This is a genomic window from Enterobacter asburiae, assembly GCF_024599655.1.
Lineage (GTDB): Bacteria > Pseudomonadota > Gammaproteobacteria > Enterobacterales > Enterobacteriaceae > Enterobacter > Enterobacter asburiae_D.
The window spans coordinates 2,344,622-2,361,161 of the sequence record NZ_CP102247.1; the positions used below are offsets into that span (position 1 = coordinate 2,344,622).

Genomic DNA, 16,540 nt, shown 5'->3' on the forward strand with positions numbered 1-16,540 from the left:
TTAAACGGGCATTTCGCCCAAATAAATCTGTGCAATCTGATCGTCATTGAGCAGCGCTTTCGATTCGCCATGATGAACAATGCTGCCGCTGTCCATCACCCACGCGCTGTCGGTGACTTCCAGCGCGAGACGGGCGTTTTGTTCGATGAGCAGCAGGGCTACGCCGCGCTCGCGCAGGCCGGCAATGACGGCAAAAATGTTTTCGACCATCTTCGGCGCAAGGCCCATAGAGGGTTCGTCGAGGATCAGCAGCCGCGGGCGGCTGAGCAGGGCGCGGTTAAGGGCCAGCAGCTGTTGTTCTCCGCCGGAAAGCAGGCCGGCGAGCTGATGCTGGCGTTCTCCCAGGCGCGGGAAGCGTTCGAAAATGGCATTCATCTCTTGCTTAACGGTGACGGTGTCACGCCTGAGCCAGGCGCCCATCTGCAGGTTTTCCAGCACCGTCATGCGGGAGAAGATCCCACGTCCTTCCGGGACCATGACCAACCCGTCGCGGAGCAGGGATTCGGGCCTGTGCTTACGTACCGCTTTACCGTTGAACTCAATACTGCCGCTAAAGCTTTCCAGCCCGGTAATGGCGCGCACGGTGGAGCTTTTCCCCGCGCCGTTAGCGCCGATCAGCGTAGCCTGTTCGCCCTCGTGCAGGGTAAAAGAGACATCGCGTACGGCCTGAATGCCGCCGTAATGCACGTCCACACGTTCCACTTTCAGTAATTCAGACATGGGCGTTGCCTCCAAGCCAGGCGGCGATCACTGCCGGGTCGCGACGCACGCTCTCCGGCGTGCCGCTGGCGAGCGTTTTACCGTAATCAAGCACCGTCAGGCGATCGCAGATGCCCATTACCAGCTTGACGTCATGTTCAATCATCAGCAGGGTTTTGCCGTCATCGCGCAGGCGGATAAGCAGCTCGCCGAGCGCCACTTTTTCCGCTGCGTTCATCCCGGCGGCGGGTTCGTCCAGCGCCAGCAGCAGCGGTTCCGTTGCCAGCGCGCGGGCAATCTCCAGACGGCGCTGATGGCCATAGGCCAGATCGCAGGCGCGGTAGTGGGCAAACTTCGCTATGCCGGTGTACTCCAGCCAGTGCCAGGCCAGCTCCCGGGTCTGCGTCTCTTCCGCGCGAGCGCGTTTGTGGCGGCTCAGCGCGGCCCACAGGCCGTTGCGGGTGCGCACGTGGCGACCCACCATCACGTTTTCCAGCACCGACATGTCGTTAAAGAGGCGCACGTTCTGGAAGGTGCGCGCAATCCCGGCGGCGGTGACTTTCTCAATGTGCTTTGGAAAATAGGGCTTGTCGGCAATTGAAAATTCACCGCTGTCCGCCGGGTAAAGCCCGGTGATCAGGTTAAAACAGGTGGTTTTTCCCGCCCCGTTAGGACCAATCAGCCCGTAGATCTCACCCTTGTTCACGGCGATCGAAACGTCATCCACGGCGGTAAGCCCGCCGAAGCGTTTGGACATGTTGCGTACGGTTAACAGACTCATGTATTCACCTCCTTGTGGCGTACCGGCCAGATCCCGGCAGGACGCACCAGCATGACCAGCACCAGCGCCAGGCCGTAGAACAGCTGACGCAGCACTTCCGGGTCAATCAGTACCGTACCGAACAGCGCCTGCTGAACCGGGGCTGCCTGACTGCGCAGCAGTTCCGGCAGGGCGGTAAGCAGTATCGCGCCGAGGATCACGCCCGGAATATGTCCCATACCGCCCAGCACCACCATCGCCAGCACGGCAATGGATTCCTGTAACGTGAAAGATTCCGGGGAGACAAAGCCCTGGAACGCGCCGAACAGGGCACCCGCCACGCCGCCAAACGAGGCACCCATCGCAAAGGCCAGCAGCTTATAGTTACGCACGTTGATGCCCATCGCGCGGGCCACATCCTCATCTTCACGGATGGCGTGCCAGGCGCGACCAATACGGGAATGCTGCAGGCGCAGGCAGACAAAAATAATCGCCACAATCACCAGCATCAGCAGGTAGTACCAGAGCCACAGGGCGGGCACTTTGAAACCAAACCAGTGGTATACGCCGCTGAACTTCAGGCCGAACAGATTCAGCGTATCCACCCCGGTAATGCCCTTTGCACCGTTGGTGATGTTTACCGGACGGTCGAGGTTGCGCATCAGGATGCGGATGATTTCGCCAAAGCCGAGGGTCACTATCGCCAGGTAGTCCCCGCGCAGCTTCAGCGTAGGAGCCCCCAGTAAAATACCGCAAACCGCAGCGACGAGCGCAGCCAGCGGAATAATCAGCAGATATGACGTGTGAAGTCCGTCCGGGAACCAGACGCCGAGCACAGGAAACACCTCCAGCAGGTGTGGCGAGGCCATCAGTGCAGCGAGGTAAGCCCCGACCGCGTAAAAGGCGATAAACCCCATATCCAGCAGGCCGGTATAGCCGACCACAATATTGAGCCCGAGCGCCAGCATGATGTAGAGCAGGGCGAAGTCGATAACGCGCACCCAGTAGTTGCCGCCAAGCTGCGTGGCCACCACGGGAGCAACCAGCAGCGCGAGGCAGAACAGGACCATGCCTGACCAGAATTTGCGCGGCACCGCCGGGGTTTGTAGTTGAAGAGTAGTCATCTTTTTCCTTACGCCCTGTGCGCCACGCGCTCGCCCAGCAGGCCTGCCGGACGGAAGACCAGCACCAGTATCAGGACCATGAAGGCAAAGACGTCCTGATAGTTGCTGCCAAAGACGCCGTGGGTCAGCTCCCCCAGATAACCTGCGCCCAGCGCTTCGATAATGCCGAGCAGGATCCCGCCAATCATGGCGCCACGAATGTTACCAATGCCCCCCAGCACGGCGGCGGTAAAGGCTTTGATCCCGGGCAAAAAGCCCATTGAGAAGCTGGCGTTGCCGTAGTTGCTGGCCATCATGACGCCTGCCAGCGCGGCAAATACGCCGCCAACGGCGAACGTCAGGGTAATAATGGCATTGGGGTTAACCCCCATCAGCGTGGCAACGCGCGGGTTTTCCGCCACGGCGCGCATGCCGCGGCCCAGGCGGGTGTATTCCACCAGCATCCATAGCCCTGTCATCACCGCAAGCGCCAGCGCCACGGTAACAATGCCGGTGACGGTCACAATGGCAGGGGGATGCAGTTCGCTTCCTGACGTCACGGCGATCGGCTCCATGGGCAGGATCTGCGGGAACATCAGCGGGTTGCGCGTCCAGATAATCATCGCCACGGTTTGCAGCAGGACCGAGACGCCGATACCCGAGATAAGCGGCGCCAGGCGCGGGGCGTTGCGCAGTCGGCGGTAGGCAAAGCGCTCCACGGCCATTGCCAGCAGGGCGCAAACGGCCATGGCAATCGCCAGGGCAGCGCCAAGCTGCAACAGCAGCGGCATGTGCGGGAAGGTGGCGTTCAGGGCGTTAATGGCGGAAAGCGTGGTGAGCGCACCGACCATCAGAATATCGCCGTGAGCAAAGTTAATAATGCGCAAGATGCCATACACCATGGTATAGCCCAGCGCGATCAGCGCGTAAATGCTTCCCAGCATCACGCCGTTGATCAGTTGTTGTATGAGTGTATCCAACGTCTGTACCCGCAAAGTGCTCTTTCTGCGGCTACCATCCGATAAATGAATTAAATTGTAAAATACACATATATTATTTCTTATGATAAACCGGTATTTCTATATCTTAATGATTTACATAAAGATAATGTAATCACGTTCCTGGCTAAAAAGCCTAAAGAAATCAACATATGAATAAAACAGAACAATCGGTGGGTTTGTCCGCGTATGCAGACAGTCGCCTGGCAAACGATCCGCCGCTTCGGGCTGTCCGTGCCTTTGAGGCCATCGCCCGGCTGGGCAGCGTCACGCTGGCCGCGCAGGAGCTGGATATCTCACCGTCGGCGGTCAGTCATCAGCTCAAGGTGCTAGAAGGGTATCTGCAAATGCCGCTGACGGAACGTCAGGGGCGCAGGCTGGTGCTGAGCCAGCACGGACGTGAATATTACCGCTCGATCCGTGCGGCGTTTAACGTCCTGCGCCAGGCTACGGAGCATCTGTCTGAGCAGGCGCAAACGCGTCAGGTCACCATCAGCCTGATCCCGCTTTTTGGCATGGGGTGGTTTATCCCGCGTCTGCCTGATTTCATGCGTGCCAACCCGCAGACCGAGATCAACGTTGTTTATGCCAACCATCGTAACTATCTGAGCGATGCCTCGGATATGTCGATTCGTTTTGGTAACGGTCAGTGGGCGGGCTACCAGAGCGAAAAGCTGATTTCCGGACAGATGGTGCCGGTGTGCAGCCGCGCGTTTTTGCGCATTCATGGCCATATCGACACGCCTGAGCAGCTGCTGCAAATGCCGCTGCTGCATGATGAGGAGCGCACCACGTGGCCGCAGTGGTTTCTGCAGCAGGGGGTCAAACGATCTCTGCGGCGCAGCGGCCCTCTGTTTGAAGACGGGCTGTTAACGCTGGCGGGCGTGCAGGCCGGGCTCGGCTGCGCGTTAATGCGCGAGCCGCTGATCGCACCTTATCTTGAGAGCGGCGAGCTGGTGAAAATATTTGATTTACCCATTGATGACGGGCGCGACTATCACCTCTGCGTTCGTTCAGATTCAGAGATGACCGAGGACGGTAAGCTGCTGCAAAACTGGCTGCGTCGGGCGGCGAGCGGTGAGTCGTCAGCAGGGTAAAAGAGACAGATAAAAAAAAGCCAGCTTATTCAGCTGGCTTTTGAACAGACAAGGTTTAGAACTGGTAGGTCAGACCCAGCGCAACGATGTTGTCGGTACCGATGCCTGCCTGGCGAGTGAACTGGTTGTCGTCGAGCAGGTTGATTTTGTAATCCACGTAGGTGGACATATTTTTGTTAAAATAGTAGGTCGTGCCAACATCGATGTATTTAACCAGATCCTGGTCGCCAAAGTTCTCGATGTCTTTACCTTTAGACTGCAGGTAAGCGATGGATGGGCGCAGGCCAAAGTCGAACTGATACTGAGCCACAACTTCGAAGTTTTGCGCCTTGTTTGCAAAACCGTAGATGTCGCTGCGGTTACCGTTAGAGGTACCGAAACGGGTTGCGTTATAGGTCTGAGAGTACTGCGCAGCAAGGTAAATGTTGTTTGCGTCGTATTTCACACCACCGCTGTACACTTCAGCGCGGTCGCCTTCACCGTATACGCCAGCAGCATTCTGGTCAGCGGTACGTCGTGAAGAGGACATTGCGCCACCTACGCTGAAGCCTTCGCCCAGGTCGTAGGTCAGGGACGCGCCGTAGCCGTCACCGTTCTGGTTCAGCAGGCTGCGACCGCTGGTGTTTTCACCGCTTACGCTGCCGTTTTTGCCCTGGTACTGCAGAGCAAAGTTCAGGCCGTCAACCAGACCAAAGAAGTCCTGGTTACGGTAGGTCGCAACGCCGTTTGCACGAGACTGCAGGAAGTTGTCGGCACCGTAGGTGTCGCCGCCGAATTCTGGCAGAACGTCTGTCCATGAGGTCACGTCGTAAATCACGCCGTAGTTACGACCGTAATCAAAGGAGCCTGCTTCAGCAAACTTCAGACCGGCAAACGCCACACGGGTCCAGGACTGGTTGTCACCTTCGTCTTTGTTACCCTGAATCTGGTATTCCCACTGGCCGTAGCCGGACAGCTGATCGTTAACCTGGGTTTCGCCCTTGAAGCCGATACGCATGTAGGTTTTATCGCCATCTGCGCCAGCGTCATCAGAGAAATAGTGCAGACCTGTTACTTTACCGTACAGATCCAGCTTGTTACCGTCTTTGTTGTAAATTTCGGCAGCGTTAACAACGCCTGCTGCCAGCATGGAAGTGACTGCCACTGCAACTAATTTAAGTTTCATCTTAAATGTTCCTTATAATTTTTTTCGGTATTTCCTGAACCACTGTGAACGATTTCTAAACGAGGCTGCTCGTCAATGGCATGCTATTTTTAAAAATCTCGTAGTCTTATTTCAATAATAAGTTTCAAATTATTAGAGATAATTTCAATTAGTGTGATCTCGATCGTGTGAAAAGTCGATTATTCAAACAAAGCGACCGAATTTTATACGATTGACAATTATGTTATCTGCGGGACTATTGCCATTGCTATAATTTCTACGAGTTTTAGTCTATTGAGTTAGATTTCGGTATTCTCGATGCATTGAGGGGGTGGGTATTAGTGTTTTGGCTTAATAACAGTGGGTTAGGGTAATGTTGTGACGTATATTGCGAACGTTTCCATGAATGGGTCAGAAGTGAATTATTTCACTTAGCGCTATCCATGGTGTTAATATTTATAGTTGACTAATTTCATTCCGTTGTCAGTTTGTGTCAATTATCCTGTTGGTCGTTTACAGAAGGCATCAAATATAAACCGAATTTAAACGGATGCCCTATTATTATGATAAATATTCTGAGGTGCGATCACATTTTAAATTTATGTTAATTATGTTGCCGGGCTGAAATTCCCCCGGCCGTTGGAGAAAATATTATTGTCTTGTTGCGTACCAACAGAGCAACGACCCGGCGCAGACCATCAGCGCGCCTTGCCAGAACGAGAAAGAGAGGGGGGAACTCAGCACTGCGGCGGCAAGCGCGGCTGAGAGGACAGGGGTAAAATACGATACGGCAGCCAGTACCGTGACGTTACCGTGAAGGATGCCAATATTCCATGCGGCGTATCCAAACCCAAGCGCGATACCGCACATGACGAGTTTCACCACCACCGGAAGCGTGAACACCATCTCGGGCTGATCGCTCAGGGCATATTTCACCCACAGGCTCAGCGCGGTCAGCAAAACAAACAGGGTGATGCCGTTTTGTCCTTTCGCAAATTTGCTGGTGACCGTGCAGTAGGCGGCCCAGATAAATGCCCCGGCAAACGCCAGCGCGTAGCTCAGCGGGCTCGAAACGATATTGCGGGTTATTTCATCAAGATGTAAACCCTGTTCACCGCCCAATACCCAGCAGACGCCCAGCAATGAGACGGCTAAGCCGGGGATCACCCACAGGGTTGATTTCTGTCCGTTGAACAAGATGGCAAACACAATGGTCAGGCTTGGCCAAAGATAATTGACCATGCCCACTTCAATAGCCTGCGAACGCGTTGCGGCATAGCCCAACGATAGCGCCAGGCATATTTCGTAGCTGACAAATAAAACGCTGCCGGCAATAAGATAGCGGGGTGAAAACCGCCTGATATCAGGAAATCCTACCGTCACCAGACACAGTAATCCGCTCAGCGTGTAGATCATCGCCGCACCGCCTACCGGGCCTAATCCCTCACTCACGCTGCGAATAAGACCGACCATGGTGCTCCATAACAGTATTGCCGCCAGCCCAATTAGCGTTGCTTTTTTTCTGTCCATTACTTCGCCATTGCAATAAAAATCAGAGGAAAAATGTATCGCATTCATCCTGACGCTGTCGCCCATTATTCTCTTAAACCGTTAATCAAAAAGGGGTATTTAAATATACCGGGGGTGACTATTAAGGGGGGGAAGACAGATGACCTTGATTTGACGCAAAAAAATCAGGGGAGTAACTGCTAGTTTGCGGCGCGAAGTCTTATTCGAAAACGAGGACAACAATGGACGTCAGCCGCAGACAATTTTTCAAAATCTGCGCGGGCGGTATGGCCGGAACAACGGCAGCCATGCTGGGATTTACTCCCAAAATGGCGCTGGCTCAGGCACGCAACTATAAGCTGCTGCGCGCGAAAGAGATCCGTAACACCTGCACATACTGCTCCGTAGGTTGTGGGCTTTTGATGTATAGCCTGGGCGATGGCGCGAAGAACGCCAGAGAAGCGATTTACCATATTGAAGGGGACCCGGATCATCCGGTGAGCCGCGGGGCGCTTTGCCCGAAAGGGGCCGGGCTGCTGGACTATGTACACAGCGAAAATCGCCTGCGCTACCCGGAATACCGCGCGCCGGGTTCAGATAAATGGCAGCGTATCTCCTGGGATGAGGCCTTCTCCCGTATTGCCAAATTAATGAAAGCCGACCGCGACGCCAACTTTATTGAAAAGAACGCGCAGGGCGTAACGGTTAACCGCTGGCTTTCCACCGGGATGCTTTGCGCGTCTGCGGCGAGTAATGAAACCGGCATGCTGACGCAAAAATTTGTGCGCTCTCTCGGCATGCTGGCGGTAGACAACCAGGCGCGCGTTTGACACGGACCAACGGTAGCAAGTCTTGCTCCAACATTTGGTCGCGGTGCGATGACCAACCACTGGGTTGATATCAAAAACGCTAACGTCGTGGTGGTGATGGGCGGTAACGCCGCAGAAGCCCATCCGGTGGGGTTCCGCTGGGCGATGGAGGCGAAAAATAACAACGATGCGACGCTCATCGTCGTCGATCCGCGCTTTACGCGCACGGCATCGGTGGCCGATATCTATGCGCCAATCCGCTCCGGCACGGACATTACGTTCCTGTCTGGGGTACTGCTGTACCTGATCGAAAACAACAAAATTAACGCGGACTACGTTAAGCACTATACCAACGCGAACCTGCTGGTGCGGGATGATTTTGCCTTTGATGACGGGCTTTTTAGCGGCTATGACGCTGAAAAACGCCAGTACGATAAAACATCCTGGAACTATCAGTTCGATGAAAACGGCTATGCGATGCGTGATGAAACGCTGACGCACCCGCGCTGCGTGTGGAACCTGCTGAAGCAGCACGTTTCCCGCTATACGCCGGACGTGGTGGAGAACATCTGCGGCACGCCGAAAGCGGACTTCCTGAAGGTCTGTGAAGTGCTGGCCTCAACCAGTGCCGCAGACAGAACTACGACGTTCCTGTACGCGCTGGGCTGGACGCAGCATACCGTCGGCGCGCAGAACATCCGCACCATGGCGATGATCCAACTGCTGCTTGGCAACATGGGTATGGCGGGGGGCGGCGTGAACGCGCTGCGCGGTCACTCCAATATTCAGGGGCTCACCGACCTTGGCCTGCTGTCGACCAGCCTGCCGGGCTACCTGACGCTGCCGTCTGAAAAGCAGGCCGATCTGCAAACGTATCTTGAGGCCAATACGCCAAAAGCGACGCTGCCGGACCAGGTGAACTACTGGAGCAACTATCCGAAGTTCTACGTCAGCCTGATGAAATCCTTCTACGGCGACGCGGCGCAGAAAGAGAACGACTGGGGCTTTGAGTGGTTGCCGAAGTGGGACCAGGCTTACGACGTTATCAAATATTTCAATATGATGGATAAGGGCAACGTCACGGGGTATATCTGCCAGGGCTTTAACCCGGTTGCCTCCTTCCCGGACAAAAACAAAGTCGTTCGCAGCCTGAGCAAGCTGAAGTACATGGTGGTTATCGATCCGCTGGTGACCGAAACCTCCACCTTCTGGCAGAACCACGGCGAATCAAACGATGTCGATCCGGCGTCGATTCAGACCGAGGTGTTCCGCCTGCCGTCCACCTGCTTTGCAGAAGAAGACGGATCTATTGCCAACTCCGGCCGCTGGCTGCAGTGGCACTGGAAAGGCCAGGACGCCCCCGGCGAAGCGCGTAACGACGGTGAGATCCTTGCCGGGATTTACCATCGCCTGCGCGAAATGTACCGCACCGAAGGCGGCAAAGTCGCTGAGCCGCTCCTGAAAATGGGCTGGAACTACAAGCAGCCCGATCGTCCTGAGTCAGAGGAAGTCGCCAAAGAGAACAACGGCGTGGCGCTGGCGGATCTCTATGACGCTAACGGCAACCTGGTGGCGAAGAAAGGCCAGCTGCTGAATAGCTTCGCGCTGCTGCGCGACGACGGCACGACGGCGTCGTCCTGCTGGATCTACACCGGCAGTTGGACGGAGCAGGGTAACCAGATGGCGAACCGCGATAACGCCGATCCGTCCGGGCTGGGCAATACGCTGGGCTGGGCATGGGCGTGGCCGCTAAACCGTCGCGTGCTGTACAACCGCGCGTCTGCAGACGTGAACGGCAAGCCGTGGGATCCGAAACGCATGCTGATCCAGTGGAACGGGGCGAAGTGGACGGGGAACGATATCCCGGACTACAACACCGCCGCGCCCGGCAGCAACACCGGGCCGTTTATCATGCAGCCGGAAGGGCTGGGACGCCTGTTTGCCCTCAACAAGCTGGCTGAAGGGCCGTTCCCGGAACACTACGAGCCGATGGAAACGCCGCTGGGCACCAACCCGCTGCATCCAAACGTGATCTCCAGCCCGGTGGTGCGCATCTACGAAGACGATGTCCTGCGCTTAGGCAAAAAGGACAAGTTCCCGTACGTAGGGACGACCTACCGCCTGACCGAACATTTCCATACCTGGACCAAGCACGCGCGGCTTAACGCTATCGCGCAGCCGGAACAGTTTGTGGAGATCAGCGAGACGCTGGCGAAGGCGAAAGGGATTGCCAACGGCGACCGCGTGAAGGTGAGCAGCAAGCGCGGCTTTATTCGCGCGGTGGCGGTGGTGACCCGTCGTTTGCAAAGTCTGAACGTGCACGGGCAGCAGGTGGAAACCGTCGGTATCCCGCTGCACTGGGGCTTTGAGGGTGTGGCGCAGAAAGGCTACATCGCCAATACCCTGACGCCAAACGTCGGCGATTCCAACTCGCAAACGCCGGAGTACAAGGCGTTTCTGGTCAACATCGAGAAAGCGTAAGGAGCGATTCAATGGCGATGGAAACACAAGACGTTATCAAACGCTCCGCGACTAACCCAATAACGCCCGCGCCCCGCGCGCGGGACTACAAGGCAGAGGTCGCCAAGCTTATCGACGTCTCCTCCTGCGTGGGCTGCAAGGCCTGCCAGGTGGCGTGCTCGGAGTGGAACGATATCCGCGACGAGGTGGGGCATTGCGTCGGGGTCTACGACAATCCGGCGGATCTGAGCGCCAAATCCTGGACGGTAATGCGCTTTAGCGAAACCGAGCAGAACGGCAGGCTGGAGTGGCTCATCCGCAAAGACGGCTGCATGCACTGTGAAGATCCGGGCTGCCTGAAGGCGTGCCCGTCTGCCGGCGCGATTATTCAGTACGCCAACGGGATCGTCGATTTCCAGCAGGACAACTGCATCGGCTGCGGCTACTGCATCGCGGGCTGTCCGTTTAAAATCCCGCGCCTCAATAAAGAGGATAACCGGGTATACAAATGCACCCTGTGCGTGGACCGCGTCAGCGTTGGGCAGGAGCCTGCCTGTGTGAAAACCTGTCCGACCGGGGCTATCCACTTCGGCACCAAGAAAGAGATGCTCGACGTGGCGCAGGCGCGTGTGGACAAGCTGAAAGCGCGCGGCTACCAGAATGCGGGCATTTACAACCCGCAGGGCGTGGGCGGTACGCACGTGATGTATGTGCTGCACCACAACGACCAGCCAGAACTGTACCACAACCTGCCGAAGGAGCCGGCGATCGATACGTCGATCAACCTGTGGAAAGGGGCGCTTAAACCGCTCTCGGCGGCGGGCTTTATCGCCACCTTTGCGGGGCTGATTTATCACTACATCGGGATCGGGCCAAACAAAGAGGTGGATGACGACGAGGAGGAGCATCATGAGTAAGTCGAAAATGATAGTGCGCACGAAGTTTGTTGACCGCGCCTGTCACTGGACGGTGGTGATCTGCTTCTTCCTGGTAGCGGTGTCGGGGATTTCGTTCTTCTTCCCGACGCTGCAGTGGCTGACCGAGACCTTCGGTACCCCGCAGATGGGGCGCATTCTGCACCCGTTCTTCGGCGTGCTGATTTTCGTGGTGCTGATGTTTATGTTCGTGCGCTTTGTCCACCATAACATCCCGGACAAGCAGGATATCCCGTGGGTGAAAGGGATCGTCGAAGTCCTGAAAGGCAACGAGCATAAGGTCGCGAAGGTGGGGAAATACAATGCCGGACAGAAGATGATGTTCTGGACCATCATGAGCATGATTTTTGTGCTGCTGGTGACCGGGGTGATTATCTGGCGTCCGTATTTTGCGCAGTATTTCCCGATTCAGGTAATTCGCTACGCGCTGTTGATCCACGCCACGTCGGCCATCATTCTGATCCACGCCATCCTCATCCATATGTATATGGCGTTCTGGGTAAAAGGATCGATTAAAGGGATGATCGAAGGGAAGGTGAGCCGCCGCTGGGCGCAGAAACACCACCCGCGCTGGTATCGCGATGTGGAACGTCTGGAAGCGAAACAGGAAAGTACGGAAGGGTTGAAGTGAGCCCTGCGCCGTCGGCTTTGCCCGGCGGCGCTGCGCTTGCGCGGGCCTACTCCTGCTATTTCAGAACCGCTCCTCCACATACCGGAACGGGTATTTTGTGGGTTTAACTTTACCAATTTTGCGTTTTGGTAAATCCACCTTTTCAACGTGTATTTCTTTATATGGAATTTGGGTTAGCAGGTGCGAAATAATATTCAGGCGCACGCGTTTTTTATCTTCTGAACGCGCCACAAACCACGGCGCCCATGCGGTATCGGTGGCTTCAAACATCGCGTCGCGGGCGAGGGTATACTCGTCCCACAGGTTAAAGGATTTAATATCCATCGGCGATAGCTTCCAGATTTTACGACCATCGTTAATACGGTCGCGCAGGCGGCGCTCCTGCTCTTTCGGCGTCACCTCCAGCCAGTACTTAAGCAGGATTATACCGGCATCCACCATCGCTTTTTCCATCACTGGCGTGCCGTCCAAAAATTTTTCCACCTGTTCCTCAGTGCAGAATCCCATCACCCGTTCGACACCCGCGCGGTTATACCAGCTGCGATCGAATATCACGATCTCGCCTGCCGACGGCAGGTGCGGCACATAGCGCTGGAAGTAGAGCTGGCTTTTTTCTTTATCAGTTGGGGCAGGCAGCGCAACAACGCGAAACACGCGGGGGCTGACGCGCTCGGTGATCGCTTTAATGGTACCGCCTTTACCGGCACCGTCGCGTCCTTCAAAGACGATGCACACCTTTAGTCCCCTGGCGACGACCCACTGCTGGAGCTTAACCAGTTCAACGTGCAGGCGACGTAGCTCTTGTTCATACTCTTTGGTCTTTAACGGAGCATTCTTTACGACATCAACAGCGACACTGGTTTTCTTTTTGCTTCCCATGATGGTCATCCTCAGGTTGTCCGGCGCGGAAAAAAGCGAGGCCGCACTATGAAGTGTAATCCACCTGATATTATGCGTAGTGTTTTTAGGTAATTAATTTCACAGCACTTTTAATCCCGCATTCTATGTGTGATTAGTAAGATAATTTCATTCTTATTTACTTAAAGGAACTAAGAATGAGTTGGAATAAAGAAGCTGCGGTTTCGTATCTCCGTTCACACGCTCTGGGGCACTCCCATAGTGAATGTGCTAAGTTTACCCGCCTGGCCATTCTGGCTGGAGGTGTTAAGGTGCCGAACACAGATTATGCAAAAGATTATGGGGCGGAATTATTACGCGCTGGATTCAGTGAGCTGCCGCCCGGTTCAACATTAATTTCTGGCGATGTGGCTGTGATACAGCCGTATCCCGGTGGAAATGGCATAGGTCACATGACTATGTATGACGGTACGCAGTGGATTTCTGACTTTGTTCAAAAAAGCATGTATCCGGGGCCTGGGTACCGCAAAATGCAACCGTCCTTTAAAATTTACAGGATGCATTGATGAAAAGGATATTTTTATCATTCGTTATGTTGCTGGTGGGATGTAGTTCTGCTGCCAATCGAGATCATAGCGCGCAAGATGCCACCGAATCATTTTATAAATCCTATCTTTCCGCATACGGCAGCGATGAAGCCAGGCCTTATCCTGCCGACGAACTGCGTAAATATGTTTCTGCAGATACTCTTGCTCGCATTAATGCCATTCAGGAAATCTCTGAACAAGAGTTAATAGAGTCTGACTATTTTACGTATACCCAGGATTACTCTCGCGAATGGATACCCGCGTTACGAGTGGAAAACGCGAGGCCTTTTTTAAACGGTGAAGTAGTCCAGGTCACTGAAGGGGCGGGTAACGGGAGAACCATACACCTTGAAGTCTTTCTTCGTCGTGAAGATGATGCATGGAAAATCTACCGCGTTCGTGACATAACGAACAATCACGAGCACCCAATTTTCAATGCTGGCGCTATTACACGCGCTAAAGCAGCGGCAGAAAGCGCACTGTAAAAGCTAGACCTTAAAACCTTTCAAGCCCTGACACCTGCCGGGGCTGCTTGTTTTCCCTTCCCGCTGTGCAGTAGTTGGAGAAAACTTCTGAATTAATGGATTAACCTGTCAGTCACCGGATTTGAACTGGCTCACCATACAAGATTATTCAATAATGCCCGTCGCGAGTGATTAACCAGTGGTTGAAGTATGAAAAAGACAATTTTTTCGTTGGCACTTGGCACATTTGGCCTCGGGATGGCTGAATTTGGCATTATGGGCGTGCTCACTGAACTGGCACATGACACCGGTATTTCGATTCCCTCCGCCGGGAATATGATCTCGTTTTATGCTTTCGGTGTGGTGATTGGCGCCCCGATTATGGCGCTGTTCTCAGGCAAGTTCTCATTAAAAACCACGCTGCTGTTTCTGGTGGCGATGTCCGCTGTCGGCAACGGTCTGTTTACGTTCTCAACGTCGTACTTCTGGCTGGCGTTGGGACGGCTGATTTCAGGTTTTCCGCACGGGGCCATTTTTGGCGTTGGGGCGATTATCCTGTCTAAAATTGCGCCACCGGGTAAGGTGACGGTCGCGGTGGCGGGTATGATCGCCGGTATGACCGTGGCGAACCTGGTGGGCGTTCCGCTGGGGACCTGGCTCGGGCACCAGTTCAGCTGGCGTTATACCTTTTTCCTGATTGCCGTGTTCGACGCGCTGGTGATCCTTTCGGTTCTGCTCTGGGTGCCGGATATCCGCGACACGTCAGAAATCAAATTGACCGAGCAGTTCCACTTTCTGAAAAAAACAGAACCCTGGCTGATTTTTGCCGCCACCATGTTTGGCAACGCCGGGGTGTTCGCGTGGTTCAGCTTCGTTAAGCCGTTTATGGTCAACGTCTCCGGTTATTCAGAAGGGATGATGACGGCCATCATGATGCTGATGGGGCTTGGTATGGTGTTGGGCAATCTGCTGAGCGGTAAGCTCTCGGGGCGTTTTAGCCCGCTGCGCATTGCGGCCACCACCGACATGGTGATTGTCGCCTCGCTGCTGCTGCTTTTCGCCTTTGGTGAAATGAAAACGGCCTCGCTGGTCATGGGCTTTATCTGCTGTGCCGGGCTGTTTGCGCTCTCTGCGCCGCTTCAAATTCTGCTTCTGCAAAATGCGAAGGGCGGTGAGATGCTGGGAGCGGCAGGGGGACAGATGGCGTTTAATCTCGGCAGTGCGATTGGCGCGTATTTTGGCGGGATGATGATTACCTTCGGCTTTAGCTGGCGTTACGTCACGCTGCCGGCGGCAATACTTTCTTTCTCGGCCATGAGCGCACTGCTGATCTACGGCCACCTGCGGGCCAGACGAGCTCAGGCTAACGCTCGCGCGCTAGCCTGACAGATTTCAGGCAAGCCAGGGCTCACCCAGGGTCAGCATCAGGCGGTTGGCCCAGGCGAAGAACGCGGCGGACTGCACCAGATCAAGCTGCGCCAGGGTATCCAGCCCCTCTTTTTCCAGCGCGGCAAGGTGCAGCGGCGTGGCGGCGGGGGGCGTGACCGACAGCGCCGCCGCAAAATCGATTTCCGCCTGCCAGCGTGCGGATTGCCCCTCGCTGAGAGATTGCCCCGGACGCACCGCCAGCAGGGCTTCTACCGCCGCGTCATCCTTTGACAGCTGGCTGGCTTTACGCGCATGGACAGATGCGCAGTAAATGCAGCCGTTGATTTTACTGGCTACCGTTGCGGCCAGCTCGCGCTCGGCGCGCGGCAATCCCCCCGATGTATAAAAAATTCCTTTATCCGTCAACGTGCGCTGTTCGAGCACCGGCAGGTTGCGCCCCAGCAGGCGGAAGTAGTCGGAATCGGTATGGCCAAATTTCGCCAGAATGGCAACCTCATCGTCACGGAAGTCCGCCAGCGGTTTGGCCGCTATCCACGGTTCCCATCCCAGCTCCTGCTGGGTAAACGCGACGGGTGCCGCCTTCCCGGTGACCGTTGTTGCGGTCGTGTGCCAGATGCCTGCCGCCACCGGCGCATCGCTTTTGGCGACGGGTTTGTCGTTCAGCAGCCGCAGTCCGGTGATGAGTCGACTCTGGAAGCTCACAAACGCGACGAGCTGTGCCAGGGTAACAATGCCTTCCTTGCTCCATCCCGCCTGGGTCAGCGCCCTTAACGCTGCGGGCGTCGCTTCGACGGGGGAGAATGTCAGCAGCCGCGCAAAATTCAGCGCCGGGGTCAGGCGTTCTGAGGTGGGGTCGGCCAGGCCAAACCCCGCATAGTGCGCGGCCAGCGCCTCCGCGCTGTGCCACCTGGCGACTTTGGCCGCCACGGCGAAGCGCTCGTCGAGTGCAAAATCATCATCCTGCTGGCTAAACAGGATTTCGTAGCTGCCCTGCGCGTGGCGCGTGGCGGCATCACGCGTGGCGCGCGCCTCTGCCAGAGGGGAACCGGGTTTGATTTCCGCCAGCTCGGCGAGAATGTCCTGACTTAATGACATAG

General features: G+C 55.6%; 15 protein-coding genes. 7 read left to right on the top strand and 8 right to left on the bottom strand.

All coding sequences use genetic code 11. From position 1 onward, the window contains the following. From NQ230_RS11055 to NQ230_RS11070, 4 genes are read right to left on the bottom strand one after another with little or no spacing between them, the layout of a single operon-like run. Positions 1–720 carry an ABC transporter ATP-binding protein gene (locus NQ230_RS11055; RefSeq protein WP_257261202.1) on the bottom strand — a complete coding sequence of 240 codons (720 nt, stop codon included), beginning with the start codon at positions 718–720 and terminating at the stop codon, positions 1–3. Further along, the gene (locus NQ230_RS11060) at positions 713–1,480 is read right to left on the bottom strand and encodes an ABC transporter ATP-binding protein (protein WP_121423824.1); all 768 of its coding nucleotides are present in this window, start codon (positions 1,478–1,480) and stop codon (positions 713–715) included. The genes NQ230_RS11055 and NQ230_RS11060 overlap by 8 nt, the downstream gene beginning before the upstream one ends. Continuing rightward, positions 1,477–2,583, bottom strand: a complete 1,107-nt coding sequence (locus NQ230_RS11065) for a branched-chain amino acid ABC transporter permease (RefSeq protein ID WP_121423823.1) — start codon at positions 2,581–2,583, stop codon at positions 1,477–1,479. The genes NQ230_RS11060 and NQ230_RS11065 overlap by 4 nt, the downstream gene beginning before the upstream one ends. Before the next feature lie 8 nt (positions 2,584–2,591). Further along, positions 2,592–3,542 carry a branched-chain amino acid ABC transporter permease gene (locus tag NQ230_RS11070; protein ID WP_257261205.1) on the bottom strand — a complete coding sequence of 317 codons (951 nt, stop codon included), beginning with the start codon at positions 3,540–3,542 and terminating at the stop codon, positions 2,592–2,594. Between the two features lie 170 nt (positions 3,543–3,712). On the opposite strand from NQ230_RS11070, the gene NQ230_RS11075 reads away from it, so the two are divergent. Next, positions 3,713–4,657 carry a LysR substrate-binding domain-containing protein gene (locus NQ230_RS11075; RefSeq protein WP_257261208.1) on the top strand — a complete coding sequence of 315 codons (945 nt, stop codon included), beginning with the start codon at positions 3,713–3,715 and terminating at the stop codon, positions 4,655–4,657. Positions 4,658–4,712: 55 nt separating this feature from the next. On the opposite strand, the gene NQ230_RS11080 is transcribed toward NQ230_RS11075, so the two are convergent. Beyond that, positions 4,713–5,822: a porin OmpC gene (locus NQ230_RS11080; RefSeq protein ID WP_033145646.1), complete on the bottom strand. Its 1,110-nt coding sequence runs from the start codon at positions 5,820–5,822 to the stop codon at positions 4,713–4,715. A gap of 630 nt (positions 5,823–6,452) precedes the next feature. Then, the gene (yddG, locus tag NQ230_RS11085; RefSeq protein ID WP_121423820.1) at positions 6,453–7,331 is read right to left on the bottom strand and encodes an aromatic amino acid DMT transporter YddG; all 879 of its coding nucleotides are present in this window, start codon (positions 7,329–7,331) and stop codon (positions 6,453–6,455) included. A 221-nt stretch (positions 7,332–7,552) separates the two neighbouring features. Between yddG and fdnG the strand changes: the two genes are divergently transcribed. The 3 genes from fdnG to fdnI are packed head-to-tail and all read left to right on the top strand — an operon-like array spanning position 7,553 to position 12,145. Then, positions 7,553–10,600, top strand: coding sequence for a formate dehydrogenase-N subunit alpha (gene fdnG, locus NQ230_RS11090; protein WP_257261211.1), 3,048 nt, complete (start codon positions 7,553–7,555; stop codon positions 10,598–10,600). 11 nt (positions 10,601–10,611) lie between these two features. Then, positions 10,612–11,496 carry a formate dehydrogenase subunit beta gene (gene fdxH / locus NQ230_RS11095; RefSeq protein ID WP_257261212.1) on the top strand — a complete coding sequence of 295 codons (885 nt, stop codon included), beginning with the start codon at positions 10,612–10,614 and terminating at the stop codon, positions 11,494–11,496. Further along, entirely contained in the window at positions 11,489–12,145 is a 657-nt protein-coding gene (gene fdnI / locus NQ230_RS11100) for a formate dehydrogenase-N subunit gamma (protein WP_257261214.1), read from the top strand. Before fdxH ends, fdnI begins: the two co-directional genes overlap by 8 nt. 60 nt (positions 12,146–12,205) lie before the next feature. On the opposite strand, the gene ppk2 is transcribed toward fdnI, so the two are convergent. Continuing rightward, complete coding sequence (ppk2, locus tag NQ230_RS11105; RefSeq protein WP_257261216.1) at positions 12,206–13,024, bottom strand: polyphosphate kinase 2; 819 nt, start codon at positions 13,022–13,024, stop codon at positions 12,206–12,208. 176 nt (positions 13,025–13,200) lie between these two features. On the opposite strand from ppk2, the gene NQ230_RS11110 reads away from it, so the two are divergent. The 3 genes from NQ230_RS11110 to araJ all read left to right on the top strand — a co-directional run bounded on the left by NQ230_RS11110 (position 13,201) and on the right by araJ (position 15,440). Beyond that, positions 13,201–13,569, top strand: a complete 369-nt coding sequence (locus tag NQ230_RS11110) for a hypothetical protein (protein WP_032656922.1) — start codon at positions 13,201–13,203, stop codon at positions 13,567–13,569. Next, positions 13,569–14,075, top strand: coding sequence for a YqhG/Tai3 family protein (locus NQ230_RS11115; protein ID WP_257261217.1), 507 nt, complete (start codon positions 13,569–13,571; stop codon positions 14,073–14,075). The genes NQ230_RS11110 and NQ230_RS11115 overlap by 1 nt, the downstream gene beginning before the upstream one ends. 189 nt (positions 14,076–14,264) lie before the next feature. Further along, positions 14,265–15,440: an MFS transporter AraJ gene (gene araJ / locus NQ230_RS11120; RefSeq protein ID WP_257261219.1), complete on the top strand. Its 1,176-nt coding sequence runs from the start codon at positions 14,265–14,267 to the stop codon at positions 15,438–15,440. 6 nt (positions 15,441–15,446) lie between these two features. Here araJ and NQ230_RS11125 read toward each other — a convergent pair whose 3' ends face one another. Further along, complete coding sequence (locus tag NQ230_RS11125) at positions 15,447–16,538, bottom strand: alkylhydroperoxidase domain protein (protein ID WP_121423815.1); 1,092 nt, start codon at positions 16,536–16,538, stop codon at positions 15,447–15,449. Positions 16,539–16,540: the final 2 nt, after the last annotated feature.

Bases quoted from the DNA above. Each gene is read 5' to 3' on its own strand.
- fdxH (WP_257261212.1), top strand. From the start codon at position 10,612: ATGGCGATGGAAACACAAGACGTTATCAAACGCTCCGCGACTAACCCA.
- fdnI (WP_257261214.1), top strand. From the start codon at position 11,489: ATGAGTAAGTCGAAAATGATAGTGCGCACGAAGTTTGTTGACCGCGCC.
- NQ230_RS11115 (WP_257261217.1), top strand. From the start codon at position 13,569: ATGAAAAGGATATTTTTATCATTCGTTATGTTGCTGGTGGGATGTAGT.
- araJ (WP_257261219.1), top strand. From the start codon at position 14,265: ATGAAAAAGACAATTTTTTCGTTGGCACTTGGCACATTTGGCCTCGGG.
- yddG (WP_121423820.1), bottom strand. From the start codon at position 7,331: ATGGACAGAAAAAAAGCAACGCTAATTGGGCTGGCGGCAATACTGTTA.
- NQ230_RS11075 (WP_257261208.1), top strand. From the start codon at position 3,713: ATGAATAAAACAGAACAATCGGTGGGTTTGTCCGCGTATGCAGACAGT.
- NQ230_RS11055 (WP_257261202.1), bottom strand. From the start codon at position 720: ATGTCTGAATTACTGAAAGTGGAACGTGTGGACGTGCATTACGGCGGC.
- NQ230_RS11060 (WP_121423824.1), bottom strand. From the start codon at position 1,480: ATGAGTCTGTTAACCGTACGCAACATGTCCAAACGCTTCGGCGGGCTT.
- NQ230_RS11125 (WP_121423815.1), bottom strand. From the start codon at position 16,538: ATGTCATTAAGTCAGGACATTCTCGCCGAGCTGGCGGAAATCAAACCC.
- NQ230_RS11080 (WP_033145646.1), bottom strand. From the start codon at position 5,822: ATGAAACTTAAATTAGTTGCAGTGGCAGTCACTTCCATGCTGGCAGCA.
- ppk2 (WP_257261216.1), bottom strand. From the start codon at position 13,024: ATGGGAAGCAAAAAGAAAACCAGTGTCGCTGTTGATGTCGTAAAGAAT.
- NQ230_RS11065 (WP_121423823.1), bottom strand. From the start codon at position 2,583: ATGACTACTCTTCAACTACAAACCCCGGCGGTGCCGCGCAAATTCTGG.
- NQ230_RS11110 (WP_032656922.1), top strand. From the start codon at position 13,201: ATGAGTTGGAATAAAGAAGCTGCGGTTTCGTATCTCCGTTCACACGCT.